Annotated in this window: 15 protein-coding genes; 10 read left to right on the top strand and 5 right to left on the bottom strand. The window is 37.1% G+C overall.

The window, feature by feature from the left end; genetic code table 11:
* Nucleotides 1–121 precede the first annotated feature (121 nt).
* The 7 genes from metF (at nt 122) to C245_RS0114205 (ending at nt 9,934) form a co-directional block, all read left to right on the top strand.
* Nucleotides 122–1,078 (top strand): methylenetetrahydrofolate reductase [NAD(P)H], encoded by a 957-nt coding sequence (gene metF / locus C245_RS0114235; protein WP_017497276.1) that lies wholly within the window; start codon nt 122–124, stop codon nt 1,076–1,078.
* Nucleotides 1,079–1,181: 103 nt separating this feature from the next.
* Nucleotides 1,182–1,841, top strand: a complete 660-nt coding sequence (locus C245_RS0114230) for a class I SAM-dependent methyltransferase (RefSeq protein WP_232424366.1) — start codon at nt 1,182–1,184, stop codon at nt 1,839–1,841.
* A gap of 164 nt (nt 1,842–2,005) precedes the next feature.
* Nucleotides 2,006–3,229: a dicarboxylate/amino acid:cation symporter gene (locus tag C245_RS0114225; RefSeq protein ID WP_017497274.1), complete on the top strand. Its 1,224-nt coding sequence runs from the start codon at nt 2,006–2,008 to the stop codon at nt 3,227–3,229.
* A gap of 129 nt (nt 3,230–3,358) precedes the next feature.
* Nucleotides 3,359–4,768 carry a pyridoxal-dependent decarboxylase gene (locus tag C245_RS0114220; RefSeq protein ID WP_017497273.1) on the top strand — a complete coding sequence of 470 codons (1,410 nt, stop codon included), beginning with the start codon at nt 3,359–3,361 and terminating at the stop codon, nt 4,766–4,768.
* A 293-nt stretch (nt 4,769–5,061) separates the two neighbouring features.
* Complete coding sequence (locus C245_RS0114215; protein ID WP_026110064.1) at nt 5,062–7,407, top strand: TonB-dependent receptor plug domain-containing protein; 2,346 nt, start codon at nt 5,062–5,064, stop codon at nt 7,405–7,407.
* Nucleotides 7,408–7,440: 33 nt separating this feature from the next.
* Complete coding sequence (locus C245_RS0114210) at nt 7,441–8,685, top strand: DUF4374 domain-containing protein (RefSeq protein WP_017497271.1); 1,245 nt, start codon at nt 7,441–7,443, stop codon at nt 8,683–8,685.
* Between the two features lie 91 nt (nt 8,686–8,776).
* Nucleotides 8,777–9,934, top strand: coding sequence for a PepSY domain-containing protein (locus tag C245_RS0114205; RefSeq protein WP_017497270.1), 1,158 nt, complete (start codon nt 8,777–8,779; stop codon nt 9,932–9,934).
* 568 nt (nt 9,935–10,502) lie between these two features.
* Here the strand turns inward: C245_RS0114205 and C245_RS0114200 are convergent.
* Entirely contained in the window at nt 10,503–12,626 is a 2,124-nt protein-coding gene (locus tag C245_RS0114200) for an outer membrane beta-barrel family protein (protein WP_017497269.1), read from the bottom strand.
* 467 nt (nt 12,627–13,093) lie between these two features.
* Nucleotides 13,094–13,990, bottom strand: a complete 897-nt coding sequence (gene gldA / locus C245_RS0114195) for a gliding motility-associated ABC transporter ATP-binding subunit GldA (protein WP_017497268.1) — start codon at nt 13,988–13,990, stop codon at nt 13,094–13,096.
* 144 nt (nt 13,991–14,134) lie between these two features.
* Between gldA and C245_RS0114190 the strand changes: the two genes are divergently transcribed.
* Nucleotides 14,135–14,713 carry an outer membrane beta-barrel protein gene (locus C245_RS0114190; RefSeq protein ID WP_017497267.1) on the top strand — a complete coding sequence of 193 codons (579 nt, stop codon included), beginning with the start codon at nt 14,135–14,137 and terminating at the stop codon, nt 14,711–14,713.
* Nucleotides 14,714–15,007: 294 nt separating this feature from the next.
* On the opposite strand, the gene metE is transcribed toward C245_RS0114190, so the two are convergent.
* Nucleotides 15,008–17,332: a 5-methyltetrahydropteroyltriglutamate--homocysteine S-methyltransferase gene (gene metE / locus C245_RS0114180; RefSeq protein ID WP_017497265.1), complete on the bottom strand. Its 2,325-nt coding sequence runs from the start codon at nt 17,330–17,332 to the stop codon at nt 15,008–15,010.
* A 157-nt stretch (nt 17,333–17,489) separates the two neighbouring features.
* Between metE and C245_RS0114175 the strand changes: the two genes are divergently transcribed.
* A complete protein-coding gene (locus C245_RS0114175; RefSeq protein WP_017497264.1) occupies nt 17,490–17,951 on the top strand; it encodes an Lrp/AsnC family transcriptional regulator in 462 nt (153 codons plus the stop codon).
* Between the two features lie 248 nt (nt 17,952–18,199).
* The gene (locus C245_RS0114170; protein ID WP_017497263.1) at nt 18,200–19,546 is read left to right on the top strand and encodes a deoxyguanosinetriphosphate triphosphohydrolase; all 1,347 of its coding nucleotides are present in this window, start codon (nt 18,200–18,202) and stop codon (nt 19,544–19,546) included.
* 95 nt (nt 19,547–19,641) lie between these two features.
* Here C245_RS0114170 and C245_RS0114165 read toward each other — a convergent pair whose 3' ends face one another.
* Both C245_RS0114165 and C245_RS0114160 read right to left on the bottom strand, forming a co-directional pair.
* A complete protein-coding gene (locus C245_RS0114165; protein ID WP_017497262.1) occupies nt 19,642–20,643 on the bottom strand; it encodes a DUF3078 domain-containing protein in 1,002 nt (333 codons plus the stop codon).
* A gap of 31 nt (nt 20,644–20,674) precedes the next feature.
* Complete coding sequence (locus C245_RS0114160) at nt 20,675–22,462, bottom strand: 1-deoxy-D-xylulose-5-phosphate synthase (protein WP_017497261.1); 1,788 nt, start codon at nt 22,460–22,462, stop codon at nt 20,675–20,677.
* Between the last annotated feature and the right edge of the window lie 175 nt (nt 22,463–22,637).

Genomic DNA, 22,637 nt, shown 5'->3' with positions numbered 1-22,637 from the left:
GGTTTTCTACGGCAACCTGAAACCTGAAACTTGAAACAACCAATATTTGATTTATGTTTTTTGATTCAGATTTTTTACACCATTTTTTCAAAACTCATAATTCATAACTCATAATTAAAAAATGAAAGTAACAGAACATATAGAAAACGCGAAAGGAAATACATTATTCTCGTTTGAACTTATTCCGCCTCAAAAAGGGAAGAGCATTCAGGAATTGTATGATAATATTGATCCGTTGATGGAATTTAAACCGCCATTTATTGATGTCACCACTTCGCGTGAAGAATATATCTATATTGATAAAGGAAACGGACTGTTAGATAAAAAGCTAACGCGTATGCGTCCGGGAACGCTTGGGATTTGTGCTTCTATAAAACATAAATACAATGTTGATACGGTGCCACATTTGCTTTGCGGAGGATTTACGCAGGAAGAAACCGAATACATGCTGGTAGATTGTCAGTATTTAGGAATCAATAATGTAATGGCACTTCGGGGTGACGCTATGAAAGACGAACAATCTTTTGTGCCAAAAGCCGGTGGGAATAGTTACGCTATTGATTTGGTACGTCAGATCAACGACTTAAACAGCGGAAAATACCTTCATGAATTAATGGATGCTGATAATAAAGCCGATTTTTGTATAGGTGTTGCGGGTTATCCGGAAAAACATTTGGAATCTCCTTCTTTACAATCTGATTTAAAAAGACTGAAAGAGAAAGTAGATGCGGGAGCCGATTATGTGGTGACCCAAATGTTTTTTGATAATGCTAAATATTTTGCCTTTGTAGAAAAAGCAAGAGAAATTGGTATCACAATTCCGATTATTCCGGGAATCAAGCCAATTGCGGTTCAACGACATTTACAGATTTTACCACAGATTTTCAGAATCGATTTGCCGGAGGATTTAATTGATGCTGTAGATAAATGTAAAAACAATGCCGAAATCAAGCAAGTCGGAATCGAGTGGGCCATTCAGCAATCATTAGAATTAAAAGCTGCCGGAGTTCCTGTTTTACATTATTATTCAATGGGGAAATCAGAGAATATCCGCCAGATTGCAAGTCAGATTTTTTAAGAGTTTAAGCATATAGTTTGTCATTTCGACTGAAGGGAGAGTCGAAATGACAAAATTTTACCGATAATTACTTTTTAGGACTAATTTTGAATTTATTTTAAAGATGATGAAAAAAGAAGAATTACAGGCAATAGCCTCTCAGCTAAAGCATCCTACAGGAGAAAAAGGAATTGAAATGGCGAATATGATGCATGAAACCAATATCAATATGACGCGCCATTCCGTTCAAAATCTCCACGTAAAATCGGGAAATACAATTTTAGAATTAGGTCACGGAAATGCCGGACATTTAGAGTATGTACTAGAGCAAGCGGAGGATCTGACTTACTACGGACTTGAAATGTCGGAGTTAATGTGTCAGGAAGCAAAACAAATTAATGTCGCTTTTGTAGCTAAAAAACAGGCCCACTTTTCTCTTTATAACGGAACCGATATTCCATTTGAAGAAGCCTCTTTTGATAAAATATTCACGGTAAACACCATTTATTTTTGGCAGGAACCGGAGAAGTTACTCTCAGAAATTTACAGAGTTTTAAAACCGGAGGGTACTTTTTGCATCACCTTTTCCGAAGAAAGTTTTATGAAACAGCTTCCTTTTACTCAGTTCGAATTCAATCTTTACAGTACCGAAAAAGCGGAAAGTTTGATTGAAAAAACAGCTTTCCAAGTCGTGCATAAAGAAACGCTGACTGAAAAAGTAAAAAGTAAAATGGGGGAGTTGGTAGACAGAGCTTTTACTACTTTGGTATTAGGGAAACGTTGATCTCCTGATCTCTTCACCGTATTTTTTTCATATTTTCATAGATTCCGGAGTAATTTGACTCTCTGGAATTAAAATTTTTTGCAGTTAATTTTAGTACTCCTTTTTTGAGTAATTTAATTGACTTTATTTTATGTTGCTATTTCTGAATGTAATCCGTTAAAATTATGGAGATTAAAAAGATCGATTTTCTAAAAAGTTACAGCAGTATTCTATTGCTTTTGGGAGGAATCCTGCTTGGAAGTATTTTAGGATTAGTTTTCAAAGAAAAAGTTGAGGTCATAAAACCATTGGGAGATATTTTCCTCAACCTGCTCTTTACGGCTATTATCCCTTTAATTTTCTTTACCATTGCGTCTTCAATCGCCAGTCTGGAAAGAACAGAGAAATTGGGAAAACTGTTTGTAATCATGGTTCTGGTTTTTTTAAGCACCATTTTAATTTCGGCAATTGTAATGATTTTGGCAGTATATCTTTTTCCAATCCATCAGAATATTATATTATCTAAAGTCCCGATAGAAAACATCCAATCAGGAAGTATTGGTGAGCAAATAGCACAGTTGGTTACCGTAAATGATTTCTTTGAATTACTGTCCCGAAAAAGCATGCTGGCGCTTATTATCTTTTCTTTTTTAATTGGTTTTGCGAGTCTGCAATCCGGAGAAAAAGGAATCGCTTTCAGAAGTTTTCTGGATTCAGGTAACGAAGTCATGAAGCAGCTTTTGAACCTCATTATGAAATTGGCTCCAATTGGTTTGGGGGCTTATTTTGCCTATCAGGTTGGAGTTTTTGGTCCGCAATTGTTTGGTGTTTATGCCAAGCCTTTAGGGGTTTATTATGCGGCCTGTATATTTTATTTCTTTGTGTTTTTCAGTTTGTACGCCTTAGTGGCCGGAGGGAAAAGAGCTTTTGTGGTATTTTGGAGCAATAACATTACGCCGGCTTTAACGGCGGTTGGAACCTGCAGCAGTATTGCCACCATCCCTGCGAATCTGGAAGCCGCTGAGAAGATGAATATTCCTAAGCACGTTCGCAATTTGGTCATTCCGCTTGGAGCGCCCTTGCATAAAGACGGTTCGAGTATGTCTTCTATCCTTAAAATAACCGTTCTTTTTGCCATGTTTGGAAAAGATTTCACGGCACCTTCGACCATACTTTTAGCGCTCGGAATTACTGTAATCGTTTCAATTGTAGAAGGAGGAATTCCAAATGGAGGTTATATCGGAGAAGTTCTGGCCATCACAGTTTACGGACTGCCAATGGAACAAGCCCTACCGGTTGCTATGATTTTAGGAACTCTCGTCGACCCGATAGCGACTTTGCTAAATGTCAATGGCGATCTCATTTGTTCGATGGTGGTCTCGAGGTTTTCCGAAAAAACGAAGTGGTAGCTTTAGTCTTCCAAAGCAAATAAATCTAATACTAAAATCAGCGTTAATCTGCTTAACCTGTAAAATCCGTGTGCTAATTTTTTAGCAGTAAGGAAGTCTTACAGCCAGGCAAAAAAAAAGTAGTTTACAATGAATTCAATACTTCAAAATGATCTGAATGATCTTGAAAACATTCTAGAAAAAGCAAAACAGCACGGATTATCGTTTTTGGACAATCTTGAAAACGTTCCAACTTCCAGTAAAAACACAATTGATCCAACTCGAGTACTAAACGAGACAGGGTTAGGATCATTAGGAGCTTTGGAAGAATTTAAGGAGAGACTGGCACCATTGATGGTAGCTTCTCCGGGGCCAAGGTATTTAGGTTTTGTAACCGGAGGATCAACGCCAGCTTCAATTGTAGGAGACTGGTTGTCTACAATTTACGATCAGAATACCCAGGCGGTAAAAGCGCAGGGAGGGACTTCGGCCCTAATCGAGTTTGAGACCATTCATTTATTGCGACAGTTATTAGGGCTTCCCGAATCTTTTTTAGGGGGATTTGTGACTGGAGCGACCATGTCAAATTTCACCTGTTTAGGGGTGGCAAGACAATGGATTGGTGCCCAGTCAGGAAAAGATTTTGCTAAAAACGGAGTTTCCGGGTCCATACCTATCTTAACTGCAACACCTCATTCGTCATCCATAAAAACATTATCGATGCTGGGGATTGGAAGTAATAATTATACGGTACTTAAAACCGCAGAAGGTAATAGAGAAGCTATTGATATCGACGATCTTCAGAAGAATATAGAAAATTTAAACGGAGAGCCGTTTATCCTGATTTCGAGTGCAGGAACTGTTAATACAGCCGATTTTGATGATTTTGCGGCTATTGCAAAACTTAGAGAAAAATACAATTTCTGGTGGCATATTGATGCCGCTTTTGGTGGTTTTGCAGCAGTTTCTGAAAAATTCAAACACCTTACAGAAGGCTGGGAAGGTGCGGACAGTATTACAATTGATTGTCACAAATGGTTAAACGTACCTTATGAAAGTGCTTTTTATTTAATTAAAAAAGAACATGTTGGATTGCAAATCGAGACGTTCCAAAATTCTAATGCACCTTATTTAGGGAATCCTCTGGAGAATTTTAACTACCTGAACGTATTGCCTGAAAATTCACGCCGATTAAGAGCTTTACCGGTTTGGTTCTCTTTACTGGCCTACGGAAAAGAAGGATTTAAAGACATCATAGAGAAAAGTACGGCATTGGCACTGCATTTTGCAAACGCCCTTATCGAAGACGAGAACTTCGAACTGTTGGCTCCAATCCGACTAAATAACGTTTGTTTCACATTAAAAGGAGACTATAATCAGGAGAATGTAAGTACGTTTTTGACGCATTTAAATGACACAGGAAAGGTGTTTATGACGCCAACGGTTTATCAAAACCGAAAAGGAATCAGAGCGTCTTTTGTCAATTGGCGCACTACTGAAAATGATATCAAAATAATTATCGAAGAGATAAAAGAGACCCTTTCTGAATTGGATTTTTAATTCGATAGTCTAAATTTTTAAAGCCCGATTAGATGCTAATCGGGCTTTTTTTTGCCCTTTTTTGAAAATTTGAAGAGCGGTCAGTCTGGATTTTTTAATTTTCGCCTCATGATTTCTTAAGGAAAGATTAAGTAAAATTTAATTATTCTTTAAGGATTGACCTGTTTGTTATGTTTTCTTTTGTTTAAAAGTTAATTACTATTCTTATTTAGAATAATTAAAAATAACTTGGAAAAAACCTTTTGAGAGCCTAATTTTGTTGCTAATTTAATTTTCAAACCAAAATTTATTAGATGCAAATAAGTAGATTAATGCTCTTGATCGCCATTTTTTTTATTTCACTTCAAGGGTATTCACAAAAGGACAAAGTAAATTTAACAGGAGTTATTGTTAATCATCTTGGGAAAACTGCCGAAGGAGTTTCGGTAGCTTTAAAAGGAACAGAGTACAGTACACTGACGAATAATAAAGGGGAGTATAAAATTAGTGCCAAGCCGGGAAATTATGTTTTGCTGGTTACACATGTGGGTTATAAAACCACAGAAACGGCAATTTTTCTAAAGCTGGGAGGAAAGCCTGCTCAGAATATTACGATGGAAGAAGATATGGCAGCTTTAAACGAAGTTGCAGTAACGGGAAAGTCCAAAGTTCAAAGAGTACGAGAACAGGCGTATAATATTACAGCCATAGATTTAAAGAAAACCTACAATACGTCTGCCGATTTAAATCAGGTGTTGAATAAAACCACAGGAGTCCGCATTCGGGAATATGGAGGATTAGGATCGGCTTTTAATTTTTCACTGAATGGATTCTCCGGAAATCAGGTTAAATTCTTTTTGGACGGTGTACCTATGGACAGTTATGGTTCAGCTCTCACGCTGAATAATATTCCGGTAAACATGGCTGAGAGAATAGATGTGTACAAAGGTGTTGTTCCTATTGAGTTAGGAGCGGATGCACTTGGGGGAGCTGTTAATATTGTAACCAATAAAAATGTAAACCGTTATATCGATGCTTCTTATAGTTACGGATCGTTTAACACTCACAGAGCAGCAATAAATACGAGATTCTCCGGTCGTGATGGTTTTATTGCCAATATTAACGCTTTTGCAAATTATGCCGACAATGATTATAAGGTAGATGTAAGTGTGGTGGATAAAAATACCTCGAAGTTTTTACCGGAACAAAAATACAAGCATTTCCATGATGCCTATAAATCAGGAACTATAATGGCAGAAGCAGGATTTAAAAACAAGAGTTTTGCCGATTATCTGCTTGTTGGTTTTGCCGTTGCAGGCAATAAAAAAGAAATTCAGCAGGGAAGAACAATGCAAAAAGTAGTAGGGCAGGCTTTTACAGATAGTCAAAGTTTTATTACCTCTTTGAAATTCAAAAAAAGTGATCTTTTTACTAAAGGATTGTCTTTAAGTATTAACTCCACTTATGCTTTAGTAAACAACCGCTCGATAGATACTTCTTCGCGAGTGTATGACTGGACAGGGAATTATATATACAGACAATTTGCAGGAGCCAATGATAAAGGCGAATTGGGAAACAAAACCATATACGTTTACGACGAGGCTAATGCACAGGTGACAACAAACTTAAAATACCAGTTAAATGAGCAGCATTCACTAGCGGTAAATTACTCTTATTTGGGCTACAAACGTAAAGAAACAAACGAGTATTTAAAAGTTGTACAACTGGGAGAACCTACTATTGATAAAAATATTCTGGGTCTAAGTTATAATTTTAGCGGTCTCGATAATCGACTGGCTATTTCAGGTTTTGGTAAAATGTTTGATTTAGCAACTCAAATGATCGCCCATAACATAACGCAATCTTCTTCATCAACAAATTATGGTTATGGCGCTACTTCTGCATACCATTTGACAGATAAATTTCAAATTAAAGGTTCTTATGAGCATGCGTATCGTTTGCCTTCTGCTACAGAAATGCTGGGTGACGGACTTACTGTAAACAGCAATATTGGATTAAGACCTGAGAGTAGTGATAACGCAAATCTGGGTATGGCTTTTAATACTCAGAACAGCAAAAATCATTTTAATGTTGAGACGAGTATCATTTACAGAGAAGCAAAAGATTTTATCAGAGAAAAGCAGGAGGGAGACAAAACGGTTTTTGAAAATCTTCAAAACGTGCAAATAACAGGTATTGACGGTGTTTTTAGATACGGGTACAAAGACTTAATAAATTTTGAAGTAAACGGAACGTATCAAAAGAGCCTTAACAAAAACAAATATAAAGCAGGAACAACCAGTCCTGATGCCTTGTATGACGCACAATTGCCTAACGTTCCAATCTTCTACGGAAACGCTGATCTGACTTTTAACTTTAAAAACATCAGACATCAGGACGATAGACTTTCTTTAAATGTAAGCGCCAATTATATAGATGCTTTTTATCTGACCTGGCCGGTACTGGGAAGTCTGGAAACCAAAAAAGCTATTCCGGAACAATTTACTCAGAATGCTATGGTTGCCTATTCTTTTTTAAACGGCAAATACAATTTGGCTTTCGAGTGTAGAAATATTACCGATATAAAGGTGTACGACTATTTTAAGGTTCAAAAACCGGGGCGCGCTTTTTCAGTGAAGTTCAGATACTTTCTACAGTAATTTAAATAATAATCCTAAATAATAATAATAATCATGTTTGTAAACAAATTCGCAAAATGCTTTGCATTGGCTTTTCTGTCATGCTCTATCTTTTCATGCAGCAGTGATGATTCCTCTAAAGATGAAACACCAACTGTAAACGGAACTAAATATGTAGCATCTTATTGGCTGGCCGATTATACGCAGTATATATTAGATTTTAATTCTACTGATCAGTTAATGACCGGAGAAATTAGTGCAAAAGGAGTTGGAATTGAGCAGGGAGGAAGTTGTTTTCCTGTGAACAATACATTTTTTGCCTTAAGTACAGAAGACGAAGGGTCGGTATCGTTTCGTCTGAACAATTCCGGAAAACTGGGAGCGGGAGATAAGATTTCTTTCGAGTCATCTTATGCTGTAGGTTATACAGATGATAAAAAACTGATCAATATTGGCGCTACCTGGGACGGTAGTTCATCTGATTACGAATTGATGATTTACAACCCTGCTACCGTTTCTATCGATGCCCGTAAGTTCAATGATTTTAGTGTGAATCCGGCCAATAAAAAAATATTATACTGGCCAACAGGAGCGGCAGTTTCAGGAGATAAACTTTTTGTTCCGGTTTATACCAAAGATGTAAGCGACGGAACCAATAAAGTACTATCATCTGATGCAACTATGAGAGTGTACAAATATCCTTCTTTAGAATATGTAAGCACCATAAAAGATGCCAGAACAACTGCAATTGGTCTTTATTATACCAATACCGGAATTGTTCAGACAGAATCAGGGGATATTTATACGTTCTCCTCTAATGCACGTGCAGGAGGTTATCCGGTTACGGGTGTTTCATCAGGAGTTTTACGTGTTAGAAAAGGTGATGCTAAGTTTGATCCAGGTTACTTTTTCGATCTTCAGTCAAGTACGTTAAAAGGTAAAGTTCTTGCCGCTTATCCTTTAGGAGGAGAGAAAGTTTTCATCTCCTATATCCCTACCGAAGTTGATGCAGCCAATTCTGTGTACAGCTTCCTTAACACAAAAACAATTTTCAAATCGGCTATATTGGATTTATCTGCCAAAACAATCTTAGCAGTTACAGGATTACCGGATCATGGCGGAGATGAATTCTTCGGGTTGGGAAGTATGTTTGTTGAGAACGGAAAAGCATACAAAAGTTTTGTAACAGGCGATCAGGCTCGTGTGTACCAAATTGATATTGCAACCGGTACTGCAAAAGCGGGTGCACTTATTAAAGAAGGTCTTTATTTGCCTTCAATTGGTAAACTTACCTATTAAATTACTACAGTTTTAAGCGGCTTGAGGATTACTAAAAATCCTCAAGCCGTTTTATTTATAAATTTTGTCTTAGTTTCAAATTACTATTTTAATGAATATTATTAAAAACCGCACAGGTAAACCGCCCAATAAAGGAAAATCACGCTTTAGTAAAATCAATGCCTGGCTGCACTTATGGCTGGGACTCGCTTCCGGAATAATTGTATTTATCATGGCAATTACAGGTTGTATTTTGGTTTTTGAACAAGAAATCAAAGAGTTTACCTCTCCCTGGCTCAATGTCGAGGCTCAAAGTCCTGAGCACTTATTACCCCCTTCTCAAATTTATGCAGCAGTTCAAAAAGTACTGCCCAACAAAGAAATTCATGGTTTCTGGTATAATGGTTTAGACAAATCAGTTAAAGTCGATATCGAATCGGATTCGTTGATTTATGTAAACCCCTATAACGGTAAAATTACCGGGATGGTTGATCATGAAGATTTCTTTCACATAATCGATGAGGGACATCGGAATCTTTGGCTAGAGCGGGATATTGGAGCACAGATAACCGCCTGGGCAACCTTTATTTTCTTCTTTTTATTGATTAGCGGACTACTATTGTGGTTTCCGAAAAAGTGGAACAAAACAACCGTTAACAGCAGTTTTAAAATAAAGTGGGAGGCTAAGTTCAAACGCCTCAATTATGATTTGCACAATGTAATGGGTTTTTATGTGCTCATTTTGGCATTGTTGATTTCTTTTACCGGATTGTTAATGAGTTTTCATTGGCTAAGGGAAAGTACTTACTGGATTAGTGGAGGATGGGCAGAGGCAAAAGAGCAGACAGTTTCGGTTAAAAAAGAGCCCTTGTCCAAAGAGCAATTAGACAAACTGACTGCTGTCGATTTTATTTGGAAAAAGGTTCGGACAGAAATTGCCAAAGAAAACAAAGAAGCGGTTATCATTCATTTTCCCGATGATCCGAAAGAAGATTTTTACGCCTGTACGGACATGTACAAAGGCATTTGGAGAGATCTGTATTTTGACTCCAAAACGCTTGAATTACTTCCAAAATCAGAAAAATACATTGGTAATGAACGTTTTTCAGATTGGTTGATGCGATCCAATTACAGCCTTCATATTGGTGCAATAGGAGGATTGTCGACCAAAATAATTTATTTCATCGGCAGTTTAATCTGCGCCAGTTTGCCAATTACCGGATTTTACATCTGGTGGGGCAGAAAGAAAAAGCAAAAATCAAAAGCTTAGTGTTGATTTGATTTTAGCAGTTTTGTATTAGTTAGTTTCCTTAAAGTCTTTTGTACGAAGTAAAATTCCTCAAAAGACTTTTTTCTTGCTTTGTGGGACTTCGGCTTCGCTCAGTCTGACACGTCAGGCAAAGCGAAGTCGATTTTTTGTATGCAGGACCACTTTTTTTTGGGGGGGCTTCGACTTCGCTCAGTCTGACGAAGTTTTCAATATCATTTTCAAGGTCTTTTTACTTGTGGCAGTGTGCTACAGGATAAATAATCTCAACAAGATGTTAAGTGCCAGAAAATTAAACTTTGCGTCTCTGCGTCTTTACGAGCAAAAAAACACTATGTCAGCTTTGCGGTTGATCCCGCAACCTCAAGACTTTTTTACTTGTGGCAGTATACTGCAGGATAAATAATCTCAGCAAGATGTTAAGCACCAGTAAATTAACCTTTGCGTCTCTGCGAGCAAAAATACTATACTTGCTTTGCGGTTAACCCCAAAAACAAAAAGAGCCTGCTAACTACAAACAGGCTCTTTCATTCAAAAAAAAACAAAAACAAGGAAACTAAAGATCCAAATATTAAATTCTGTACGTAAACGCTATAGTAGCAATACGGTTGTCCAGATCATATCTTTTATTGATGCTCGTTTGAGCTATGACTGAATTGATGTGAAAATTATTGGTATTAAAAATGTCCGTAATATTAAATTTGATACTTCCTTTCTTTGCCAGTACCTGTTTCGAGATTCCAATACTAAAATCAAAAAAAGCATCTCTTTCATAAATACCAAGATTCGATCTGGATTGATATTGTGCGTTAGCTTCAGCTTTTAGGCTCTCGCTGATCGTAAAGGAGTTCTGTACACTTAGATTTAAAGTAACAATAGGATCAATTTTATCCGTATTCACTACATTTCCCATGAACTTATTTTCGAAAATGTTGAATAGCGTATTCACCGACCACCATTTGTAAATTTCGGCTGTGTTGGTGATATTTGCACCATAATTAAAGGATTTGCTCACGTTAATTTGGGAAGTTACGGTAGTGTTGTTGGCGGGATTGTAATCGTAAACCTCTGTAAAAACATCTTTGGTTTTACTGAAATACAACGAAGCCATAAAAGCACTTTTCCAGGCGTATCCAATTTCTGTCGAATGAGTAATCTCCGGAACCAAATTTGGATTTCCCTGTGAGTAATTAAAAGAATCATCGTAAAAACGAAACGGATTCAAATCAAACTGACTCGGTCTGTTGATTCTTTTACTGTAGGAGGCGTGCAAAGAATGGTCGTTGCTTAGCTCATATTTCAAAGAAACACTTGGAAACCATTTTAAATAATCGTCTTTATGAGTTTCATTTAAGGTTTTTTGTAGTATCTCAATCGCAGTATATTCCGTTCTTAACCCTCCCTGAATATTTAAATTTTCCAGTTGGTATTTGTAATTGGCATAGGCAGCATAAATTTGTTCTTTGTACTCAAAATGATTGGTGGAGTTAGGATCAACGATCCATTGATTATTGTCGTAATACTCGTAAACCGATGGATTGTCATTGTTTTTAACGCTGGCTTTAGCACCCCATTCGATAGACTGCTTTTCCTTTAACGGATTGACAAAATCAATTTTTCCTGTAAAAACACTCAATTGCGACGGAATAAAACCCCTGCGGTCATTAATGTTAGTAGCAATAGCAGGATCTGTATTTTTTGCACTCTGAAACTGATTCGATCTGAATTTTGACGTTTCATATTCCAAATCAAAAGACATGTTTTTGCCCTCGGTATTAAATTTATGAACTCCAGAAAAGCCATACGTATAATCATTCCACTTTTCTTTACTGTCGTTGAAGGTCAAAGCATCAAATTGTACCTGATTTGAAGTGTTTAGCAATGTATTTCTACCGTTAGCGATGTTCTCGTAACGCCCCAGTTTGGCATCAACATAAACTTCTAAATTCGTTTTAGGAGAAACTTCATAGGTAGTTCCAATTTTAAAATTATTAGAAGTCAGCGGTTCGTCTGTAACCGAGGTCTGATGGTTTTTTGTCGAAATAGTTTGACGTGTGTTGTCAGTATATTGAATCTGATCGAATTCTTTACGTTCTTCCTCACCTCTAAAGGTGTAACTGTAGTTTCCGTAAACGCCAAATTTATCTTTGTTGTAACTTAAGTTAACACCGGAATTGGTTCTGTTCTTACGGGCTCTTCCGTAATTGGTGAATACCGTTCCTTTAAGTCCGCCTGCATTAGGTTTCTTTAAAATAATATTAATAATTCCGGCTTTACCGGTCGCATCATATTTAGAAGAAGGATTCGTAATCACTTCAATTTGTTTGATATTGGATGAGGTAGTTGACTTTAAATAATTCGCGAGTTCCTTTTGTGAAAGCTGTGTTAACTTGCCATTAATCATCACTCCGACACCTTGTTGTCGACGGATCGATAATTCGCCGTCCTGAGAAACGACAACGCCCGGAGCACGGGATAAAACATCTAAAGCAGTGCCGCCTTCAGAAACAATGCTGTTTTCTACATTAAAAACCAGTCGATCTGATTTCTGAGTATATAAAACCTTCTTTTTTGTGATTACAATTTCATCTAAAGCATTAATCGAAGTTTCGACAATGCTGTCTCTTCCTTTTTCTGTCTGCGAATATCCGTAGACTGAAAAGGCAAGTACAATAGATGTTATAATATTCTTCATGGTATTTTGGAATGATGGGGGTAAAGTAATTTTTGATTTTAGGTACAGAAGCTGTATGCTATTGCAGAACGAGCTGTTCGAGTTTATCAGAAAGTGTATTTTGAAGAAGTGTCAATCGGTTTGAGAGCTTATATATCGAGGCTTTTATAGGAAGGAGTATTGAAAACATGAGTGATTATTTGAAGTTTCAGTTGTCAAATATAACACTATTTATAATAAGTCTAAATAAATATAGTTAAAATTTACGACAAATAATGTAAAGCATTGATATTGAAGGGTTACTGTTTTGAGGGAAAAGTATAAAACCTGGGAAAATATTGAAAATTTGAAGAAAATGCCTGTGAAAACAAGACTTCACAGAGTTTAAGAAAATGGAAAATGAGGAGAGGAATAAAAGCAGAAAAACCAACTTATTCTATAATAGAACAAATTGGTTTTTATTTTAAAATGAAGTAAGGTTGGAATCCCTACTTTGTAATTTCTCTGAAAACGGCTTCGAGATTTTTATTTTTCTGGTTCAGTTGTAATGTTTTTAAACCATTTTCATTGGCAAAATCAAAAATAGCCGGACGCATGTCTTTTTCAGAAACAAAAGTTAGTTCCCAAGTCATATCGTGTGTGTTCTTGTAGGCCGTAATATTTTTAAGTTTAGCCAAAAGCTGTTCTTCTACCTGATAATCAAATTCTACTTCGATCACTTGCTCTGCATTTTCAGATACCAGATGGTCTAATTTTTTGTCGGCAACAATTTGTCCTTTGTCAATAATAATGACACGATCGCAGATGGCTTCGACTTCCTGCATGATATGAGTAGACAGAAAAACGGTTTTATCTTTCCCTACATTTTTGATCACATTTCGAATTTCCATTAACTGGTTAGGATCCAGTCCGGTAGTGGGTTCGTCCAGAATTAAAACCTCCGGATTGTGCAATAAAGCATTGGCAAGTCCCACACGCTGGCGGTATCCTTTAGAGAGCTGTCCTATTTTTTTATGACTTTCACCTGACAGCCCTGTCAGTTGTATGACTTCTTCAATTCTTGATTTCGGAACCTGATAAACATCGGCATTAAAAGCCAAATATTCACGAACATACAAATCCAGATACAACGGATTATGTTCCGGTAAATAGCCAATAGAACGTTGAACTCCCTTTGCGTCCGTCATGACATCATGACCGTTTACAAGGGCTGAGCCATTATCTGCCAGTAAATAGGTCGTCAAAATTTTCATTAATGTAGATTTTCCTGCGCCGTTTGGACCCAAAAATCCGACGATTTCTCCTTTTTCAATAGAGAATGAAATTTCATTTAGCGCTTTTTGGGTTCCGTAACTTTTTGATATGTTGTTTACTGCTATCGACATGACTTTTTATTTGCTACAAAAGTAAACAGAAATACGCTCGATTACTACATTTTTATCTTTTAAAGAAATCATAAAAAAAATATAAAAGCCAGTCGTTACGGCATCGTTCTTGTTAAAGGGATATCAAATTTAAAATAATTTATAATGAAAAAAATGTTGGTGGTTCTTGCATTAGCTATGGTTAGCTTTGCAAACGCACAAAAAGGAACAATCTTAGTTGGTGGTGGTATTGGTTACACTTCTCAAACCAGAACTTTAGGAAACAATGAGGTTAAAACGAATGAATTTGATTTTTCTCCAAAAGTAGGTTACCAATTTCACGACAACTGGACTGTAGGGGGTGAGGCTTCTTTTGGTTCTAGCAAAACTGAGCAAGGAGTAAATGAAGTGAAAAACAACACTACTAAATTAGGTGCATTTTTACGTTACACTATGCCATTAAACCAAACTTTCGCTTTCTTCGCTGAATTAGGAACAGGTTTTCAAAGTGCAAAAGACAAAACGTACACTGGACCAATGACTTCAACTGCTAAAGCTGACGGTATGTACATTGGTATTACACCAGCTCTTTTCATCGACATGAAAAAAGGTTTTGGTTTAAACTTTAACATTGGTGGTTTAGGGTACAACACTTTAAACTATGATAACAATGGACCAGAAGTTAAAAACTTCAATTTTAATTTTGGTAGAACATTTAACATTGGAGTTTCTAAAAACTTCTAATCTTAAATAGTATTCAATTTCAGAAAAGCATCCGCCACGGCGGGTGCTTTTTTTGTTTACGGACTATCTTATGAAAATTAAAGTTTGTTGTTTAGCCCCGATAGAAGTGATATCCTTTTGTGGCGGGGTTCGCCATAAAAGATATAACGGATAGCGGGACTGAAGGTCTTTTGAGAAAAAATCTTCTGCTGCTAAAAAAAAATGCCAACAATAGCGAAGTCGAAAAAAATCAAAACTACAAGAGTTTCGGCTTCGCCAGTTGGCACTAAAAAAACAAAATATATTCAAATAAAATTAAAAAGTAGCGGTGTTTTCAACTGCTGCTCTCATTTCCTGGGCTGCGTTAACCATCTCGATCAAAGCCTTTTTGGTTTCGTCCCAATGACGGGTTTTTAAGCCGCAATCAGGATTTACCCACAATTGATCCGCAGGAATAACCGCAGCTGCTTTTTCTAACAAATGAACCATTTCGGTACTTGAAGGGACACGTGGAGAGTGAATGTCGTAAACTCCCGGTCCAATTTCGTTTGGATATTTAAAGTTGGCAAAAGCATCTAAAAGTTCCATTTGCGAGCGCGAGCATTCAATCGTGATCACGTCGGCATCCATATCGGCAATATTTTGGATAATATCGTTGAATTCGCTGTAACACATGTGGGTGTGAATTTGCGTATCGTCGTTAACACCACTTGCAGAAATACGGAATGCTTTTACAGCCCAATCCAGGTAATTGGCCCATTCCTCTTTTCGTAAAGGAAGACCTTCGCGAATGGCAGGCTCATCAATCTGAATGATTTTGATTCCGGCTTTTTCCAGATCAACAACTTCATCACGAATGGCTAAAGCAATCTGCGTACAGGTCACAGAACGAGGCTGATCGTTACGTACAAAAGACCATTGCAAAATAGTAACCGGTCCGGTAAGCATTCCTTTTACCCATTTTGGCGTCAGAGATTGTGCGTATTGCGACCATTTTACCGTCATAGGGTTTGGTCTTGAAACATCGCCGTAAATAACGGGAGGTTTCACGCAACGGCTTCCGTAACTCTGTACCCAGCCATTTTTTGTAAAAGTAAAACCGGACAATTGTTCTCCAAAGTATTCCACCATGTCATTACGCTCGAATTCTCCGTGAACCAGAACGTCAATTCCTGTTTCTTCCTGAAAACGAATCGTAGCTTCAGTTTCTTTTTCGATTAAATCGTTGTATTGTTCTGTTGTTAATTCTCCTTTTTTAAATTTCGCTCTCCAGCTTCTCACTTCAGCAGTTTGAGGAAAAGATCCAATGGTGGTGGTCGGGAATAAAGGCAGGTTTAAAGCTTCAATCTGACTTTTTCTTCGAACAGCAAAAGTGCTTTTACGTTGGTCATCCGAAGCTGTAATTCCGGCAACACGAGTTTTCACTTCGTCATTATGAATTAATGCAGATGTTTTACGGTTGTTGTTGGCAATCACATTTTGTTCATAATCAATAGAGTTTTTAACGTCAATTTCATTAGAAGCGAATTGTTTCAACAAAACGACTTCATTGATTTTTTGTTTGGCAAAAGCAAGCCATTGTTTGATTTCAGGAGTCAGTGTTGCATCATTGGTTTCTAAATCTAAATCACACGGACTGTGAATTAACGAGCAGGATGGGGCAACCAGAATTCTGTTTTCTCCCAAAGCAGCAGTAGCTTTTTTGATTAGTTCCAGAGAATTTCTGAAATCATTTTTCCAGATGTTTCTTCCGTCAATCACACCTAAGGAAAGATTCGCGGTAGGAGCCAATTGACCTGATTCTAAAATGTCATCTAATTGAGAAGGGCAGCGCACTAAATCCAAATGAAAAGTATCCACCGGAAGAGCTAAAGCTGTGGCCAGATTTTCTCCAAAACAATCAAAATAGTTCGCCAAAACGATTTTAATTTTAGGGAAATTTTGGTGGATTTCGTTGTATACTTTTGTGAAGGTACTTCTTTCCTTATCTGTTAAGTTTAACGCCAGGAAAGGTTCGTCGAGCTGAATATACTCAGCACCCTCTTCTTGTAGTTTTTCGAAAATCTCAAAATACACAGGAAGCAGTTTGTCGATAAGATCAATGCGGTGAAAACCTTCTTCTTTTTCTTTTCCTAAAAGCAAATAAGAAACAGGTCCGATTAGTACAGGTTTTGTAGCAATCTGCAAGGCATTTGCTTCCTTAAATTCATTGATAATCTTCTCCGAAAACAATTCAAATTTTTGATTTTTTGTGAACTCAGGAACAATATAATGGTAGTTGGTATCGAACCATTTGGTCATTTCCATAGCTACAACATCCTGACCGTCTTTTTGTGCACCTCTTGCCATAGCAAAATACAAATCGATTGAAGTGTTTGTTTTTGCCAGCTCGTGGTAACGTTCCGGAATTGCACCAACCGTAAGAGTTAGATCCAAAACCTGATCATAAAACGAAAAATCATTAGACGGAATCAAATCTACTCCGGCTTCAGCTTGTAACTGCCAGTTTTTTCGACGAATGTCTTTTCCGGTTTCGATTAATTCATCTGCAGAAATTTTCCCTGCCCAGTACAACTCACTGGCTTTTTTTAGTTCTCTGTTGCTACCAATTCTTGGGTATCCTAAGTTGTTTGTTTTCATTTTTGATTCAGTATTTTTTACGGTACAAATGTATTGTATTGGTTTTTATAACTTATATTTGAAGATTATTTCAGTAAAATGTGTTTTAAAAAGGATGTTTTAAAGATTATATTACTGATTATTTATTGTAAGAATAACTTTAGCCGTAAAAAAAACTATGGAAGACTTAGATAAAACCGATTTGTTGATCCTGAAATACCTGCAGGAAAACTCTAACATCAATACAAAAGACCTGGCGAGTAAATTATTTTTAACCGTGACTCCCGTTTATGAGCGTATAAAAAGACTGGAACGTGACGGATATATCACTAAATATGTAGCGTTGCTGGACAAGAAAAAAATGAATCGCGGAATGACTGTTTTTTGTAATGTGCGTTTAAAAGAACATGCCAGAAATGTAGGGAGCAATTTTGTAAAAGATATTGTAGCTCTTCCCGAAATTATAGAATGTTATAATATCGCCGGTGATTATGATTTTATGCTCAAGATTCTGGTTCAGGACATGGCCAGTTACCAGGATTTTGTGATGAACAAATTGTCAACGATTGAAAACATCGGTAATACTAACAGTATTTTTGTAATGGGAGAAATCAAACACAGTACTGCGCTGGAGTTTTGATGCTGGTGGTTTGGTTTTGCCACAGATTTTACAGATTTTTTTTAAATTGATTGTTGGATTTTTTGCCACAGATTCCCCTAATTATTTCGTTTAGATTAATTCGTGAATTCGTGGCGAATAAAGTATTTAATCTTTTAAATCAAATTAATCTGTGGCCTCTTTTATTCTATTAAATCCTAAAATAAAACGTATTTTTGACGTTTAGATCGGAAAATCTAAAATCTAAAATCTGAAACCTAAATTTGAAAATGAACTGGGAACAACTTTTATCACTCAAACGCCAAGGCGATACCAGCAAAAGATTACGTGTAGAACAGGACGATACCCGCTTGGGTTTTGAAGTTGATTATGACAGAATAATCTTTTCGGCAGCATTTCGCTCTTTACAGGATAAAACGCAAGTTATTCCGCTTTCGAAAACCGATTTTGTGCATACCAGATTGACACACAGTTTAGAAGTTTCGGTAGTTGGACGTTCACTAGGGCGTTTGGTTGGAAAAAAAATCATCGAAAAATATCCTCATCTAAAAGAAGTTCACGGGTATCATATGAACGATTTTGGCGCTATAGTAGCTGCGGCTTCTCTGGCGCATGATATAGGAAACCCTCCCTTTGGACATTCAGGAGAAAAAGCAATTGGAGAGTATTTTTCGATCGGAAACGGTTTAAAATACAAAGACCAGTTAACGCCAAAACAGTGGCAGGATTTAATTGATTTCGAGGGAAATGCCAATGGGTTTTCGGTGCTTACGGCAAGTCGCCCGGGAATTGAGGGAGGACTTCGAATTTCCTATGCTACCCTTGGCGCTTTTATGAAATATCCGAAAGAAAGTTTGCCTAAAAAGCCTACCCAAAATATCGCTGACAAAAAATACGGTTTCTTTCAGAGCGACAAATCTTTTTTTGAAGAAGTTGCTAAGGATATGGGCATGATTGTCAATAAAACAGGAGACGATATTGGTTTCGAAAGACATCCTTTGGCCTATTTGGTGGAAGCAGCCGATGATATCTGCTATACCATTATTGACTTTGAAGACGGTATAAATCTGGGATTGGTCTCAGAAGATTATGCCTTAGAATACTTAATCAAACTGGTGAAAGATAACATAGGAGTAGCCAAATACAAGACTTTAACAACAAAAGAAGACCGAATTAGTTATTTACGTGCCTTGGCTATCGGAACATTGATAAATGATGCTGTAAATGTTTTTGTTGAAAATGAAGAAGCTATTTTGGCCGGGAAATTTCCTTTTGCTTTAACAGATAAGAGTAAATACAAAGCGCAAATGGATGATATTATCAAACTAAGTGTTGATAAAATCTACCAAAGCCGTGAGGTCGTTGAAAAAGAAATTGTAGGCTATCAGATTATTCAAACCCTGTTGGATAAATTTATAACTGCTTTCAACAACAAATACGAAGGAACTGCTTCAAACTACGATAAACTGCTTTTGAAAATGCTGCCTGAAAAACATCACTTAGAGAAAACCAATTTATACGAACGTTTGTTGCATATCTGTCATTACGTTTCTTTGCTAACAGACGGGAATGCACTGGAGTTGTTTGAAACCATAAATGGCAGAAAAAATAAATAACACACTAAGTTGTAGAGTGTAATTGACAAGAAAATTTAGCAGATAGAAACATAGATTCTATGCGTTAAAATGAATTACTCCAACGTTTTAATATTTTATTGAAAAGCATATACGAGACCCACGCCTAAGACTTGTCTTAGCTGGGCTCTTGGTCCGTTGTTAACTTGCGAAGTCGCTCCGGTAGCAGGATCCCAAAAGTCTTTTTTGGTTTTGATATCATCATCGTACACCAGGTGTACGCCAATATTTGCTTTTACATAAGCATTTACTACAAGGTCCAGACGGGTATCATAATCTACGTCAACGTTTCCAAATTTGTTTAGATAATCGGTATACAAACTCAATCGGTTTTCGTAGAAGATGTTTTTGTAAATCTCGGTTTTCATGTATCCGGTAAGCAGAATACCAAATTCAGCTTTTACCTTCTGCCCGTTTTCAACTAAAATTTTAGAATTCGGATCCATTGGATCTACTATGTAAGTCGCTTTTCGCACACCAAAAGATCCTTGATTTGCTAAAGCCTGATCCAGAACCAAAGTGGTTTTTAAGGTTATTGGAGAGAAATATAGGGTTCGGTTTTTCTTTTTATTAGAATTTTCAGCTCCTGCTCCCAGAAAGACATAGGCAGGTGCAAAAGGTTTAGAGATCGCAACATCCTTGTTGGGGTAATTGTATCCATCAGTAAATTGAGTATTGAAATTGAATTTGGCCGAGTAGTACCAATTTGAGATTGTATCTTTTCTAAAGCCATAAGTCGAATTGAATAGAAAAGCATCATCAGTCTTTCGGAGTTCGGTACCGTCTTGCTGGTTTAGACCGTATTTTATAATAAGTTCATTGGCCCATTTGTGATTTCCTCTAATATAAGTTCGGTTAAATTCACCTTTAAAAAGTCCGGAAATCGAGCTTGTTCCCCCCGCACTCCAGTTCACAAAAGCAATTTCGGAAATGTCAAAGCCCAGTTGATTTTTTTTGGTCCAGTTTGATGGTGGAGCAGGTAATTCGCCAGGATCCAAAGTCGTTTGTATAATTTGAGCAAAGTTATTTGAAGTACACAAAAGCAGCAAAAGCAAAAGGGTAGAACGCAATAATTTCATTGTGATTTTATTTTTTGACAGCGCAAAATAATTATTTTGTATCGTTTGAAAAAAGATTTATTAAACTTTTAACGTCAATTTTACACAATTGTTGTAACTGATTAACTGTTCCATGCTCTATAAACGTGTCCGGAATACCCAAAACTTCGATGGTATTTTTGAAATTATGTGAGGCTGCAAACTCTAAAATGGCGCTTCCAAAACCACCGTTTACAGTACCGTCTTCGACCGTAATTATCCTCTCAAAACCTGCTAAAATATCAATTAAAACACTGGTGTCTAGTGGTTTAATGAAAGGGAAATCGTAGTGGGCAATGGTTGCAGAATTGTGAGATTCGTTTATTGCTTCGATCACATTATTTCCAATTGTTCCGGTAGACAAAACAGCTGTTTTTGTTCCTTTTTTTAAGCAGGTTGCGGGGCCAATTTCAATTTTTTTATAATGTCCGAAATTTTCTACTTCCCAATTTGATATCACGCCGCGGCCTCTTGGATATCGAATGGCGATGGGATGATTCAATCCCAATTGTGCCGTATATAAAATATTCTGCAAGGCAATTTCGTTGAGGGGAGCATAAATAATCAGGTTCGGAATCGCACGCAAATAAGCAATGTCAAAAACACCATGATGTGTCGCACCGTCTTCGCCTACCAAGCCTGCACGATCCAGACAAAAGATAACGGGTAAGTTTTGCAGTGCAACATCATGAATGACCTGATCGTAAGCACGCTGTAAAAAAGTCGAATAAATATTGCAATAGACCGTCATTCCCTGCGTGACCATTCCCGCAGCAAGTGTTACCGCATGCTGTTCGGCTATTCCCACATCAAAAGCGCGTTCCGGAATTTCATCCATCATAAATTTAAGAGAACTTCCGGATGGCATTGCCGGAGTGATTCCGATGATTTTTTCGTTCTTTTTGGCTAAATCTAAAATCGTCAGACCAAAAACGTCCTGATATTTAGGAGGTAAATTTTCTTCTGATTTGGAATAAAGTTCTCCGGTTGAAGCATCAAATTTTCCCGGAGCATGATATTTTACCTGATTTTCTTCTGCCTGCTGTAAACCTTTTCCTTTTGTGGTTACAATATGTAGAAATTTAGGCCCTTTTATCTTTTTTAAACGATTAAGTTCTTTGATTAAGGCAGGAAGATCGTGACCGTCAATTGGTCCCGAATAATCGAAGTTTAACGACTTGATGATGTTATTCTGTTTCGGATTTTTCCCGTTTTTAACAGCTGTTAAATATTTTTTCAAAGCCCCTACGCTTGGGTCAATCCCGATAGCGTTGTCGTTTAGAATGACCAAAAGATTAGCATCCGTAACCCCGGCATGATTTAAACCTTCAAAAGCCATTCCTGAAGCAATCGACGCATCACCAATTACGGCTATATGCTGTTTGTCGAAATCGCCTTTTAGTTTTGAAGCAATGGCCATTCCAAGCGCCGCCGAAATAGAAGTCGAGGAATGCCCTACGCCAAAGGTGTCGTAAATACTTTCGCTTCTTTTTGGAAAACCGGAAATACCTTCAAGCTGTCTGTTCGTATGAAAAATTTCCCTTCTTTCGGTTAGGATTTTATGTCCGTAAGCCTGATGTCCAACATCCCAAACCAATAAATCGTCAGGAGTATTAAACACATAATGCAGTGCAATGGTCAATTCGATTACACCCAGACTGGAGCCTAAATGCCCTTCTTTAACCGAAACAACATCAATAATAAAATCGCGTAATTCCTGTGCAACCTGAGAAAGCTGCGCTTCAGTTAATAAGCGTAAATCAGCGGAATTGTATATGTTGGAGAGTAAGTTGCTTTTCATTGTAAGGTAAAAAGCAAATTTACGGTTTTAAATTTAATTATTGTTTTTTGAATGTTTAGCACGAACTTTAAATAGGGGAGTTTTATAGAAATGAGGCAATTAATAACGTTAATTGCCTCAAAAAATCGCTATTGATGAGGCGATTAATTTTATTGAACTAACTTCTATGGAAAAA

The organism is Flavobacterium sp. WG21 (assembly GCF_000335775.1).
Taxonomy (GTDB): domain Bacteria; phylum Bacteroidota; class Bacteroidia; order Flavobacteriales; family Flavobacteriaceae; genus Flavobacterium; species Flavobacterium tructae.
The sequence above is the reverse complement of the archived record's forward strand: the minus strand, read 5'-3'. Positions and strand labels throughout refer to the sequence as shown.

What these genes read in the sequence shown, in the direction of transcription:
- gldA (WP_017497268.1), bottom strand. Translation starts at nt 13,990, where the DNA reads ATGTCGATAGCAGTAAACAACATATCAAAAAGTTACGGAACCCAAAAA.
- C245_RS0114165 (WP_017497262.1), bottom strand. Translation starts at nt 20,643, where the DNA reads ATGAAATTATTGCGTTCTACCCTTTTGCTTTTGCTGCTTTTGTGTACT.
- C245_RS0114215 (WP_026110064.1), top strand. Translation starts at nt 5,062, where the DNA reads ATGCAAATAAGTAGATTAATGCTCTTGATCGCCATTTTTTTTATTTCA.
- C245_RS0114200 (WP_017497269.1), bottom strand. Translation starts at nt 12,626, where the DNA reads ATGAAGAATATTATAACATCTATTGTACTTGCCTTTTCAGTCTACGGA.
- C245_RS0114225 (WP_017497274.1), top strand. Translation starts at nt 2,006, where the DNA reads ATGGAGATTAAAAAGATCGATTTTCTAAAAAGTTACAGCAGTATTCTA.
- metF (WP_017497276.1), top strand. Translation starts at nt 122, where the DNA reads ATGAAAGTAACAGAACATATAGAAAACGCGAAAGGAAATACATTATTC.
- C245_RS0114205 (WP_017497270.1), top strand. Translation starts at nt 8,777, where the DNA reads ATGAATATTATTAAAAACCGCACAGGTAAACCGCCCAATAAAGGAAAA.
- C245_RS0114230 (WP_232424366.1), top strand. Translation starts at nt 1,182, where the DNA reads ATGATGAAAAAAGAAGAATTACAGGCAATAGCCTCTCAGCTAAAGCAT.
- C245_RS0114220 (WP_017497273.1), top strand. Translation starts at nt 3,359, where the DNA reads ATGAATTCAATACTTCAAAATGATCTGAATGATCTTGAAAACATTCTA.
- C245_RS0114190 (WP_017497267.1), top strand. Translation starts at nt 14,135, where the DNA reads ATGAAAAAAATGTTGGTGGTTCTTGCATTAGCTATGGTTAGCTTTGCA.
- C245_RS0114160 (WP_017497261.1), bottom strand. Translation starts at nt 22,462, where the DNA reads ATGAAAAGCAACTTACTCTCCAACATATACAATTCCGCTGATTTACGC.
- C245_RS0114170 (WP_017497263.1), top strand. Translation starts at nt 18,200, where the DNA reads ATGAACTGGGAACAACTTTTATCACTCAAACGCCAAGGCGATACCAGC.
- C245_RS0114210 (WP_017497271.1), top strand. Translation starts at nt 7,441, where the DNA reads ATGTTTGTAAACAAATTCGCAAAATGCTTTGCATTGGCTTTTCTGTCA.
- C245_RS0114175 (WP_017497264.1), top strand. Translation starts at nt 17,490, where the DNA reads ATGGAAGACTTAGATAAAACCGATTTGTTGATCCTGAAATACCTGCAG.
- metE (WP_017497265.1), bottom strand. Translation starts at nt 17,332, where the DNA reads ATGAAAACAAACAACTTAGGATACCCAAGAATTGGTAGCAACAGAGAA.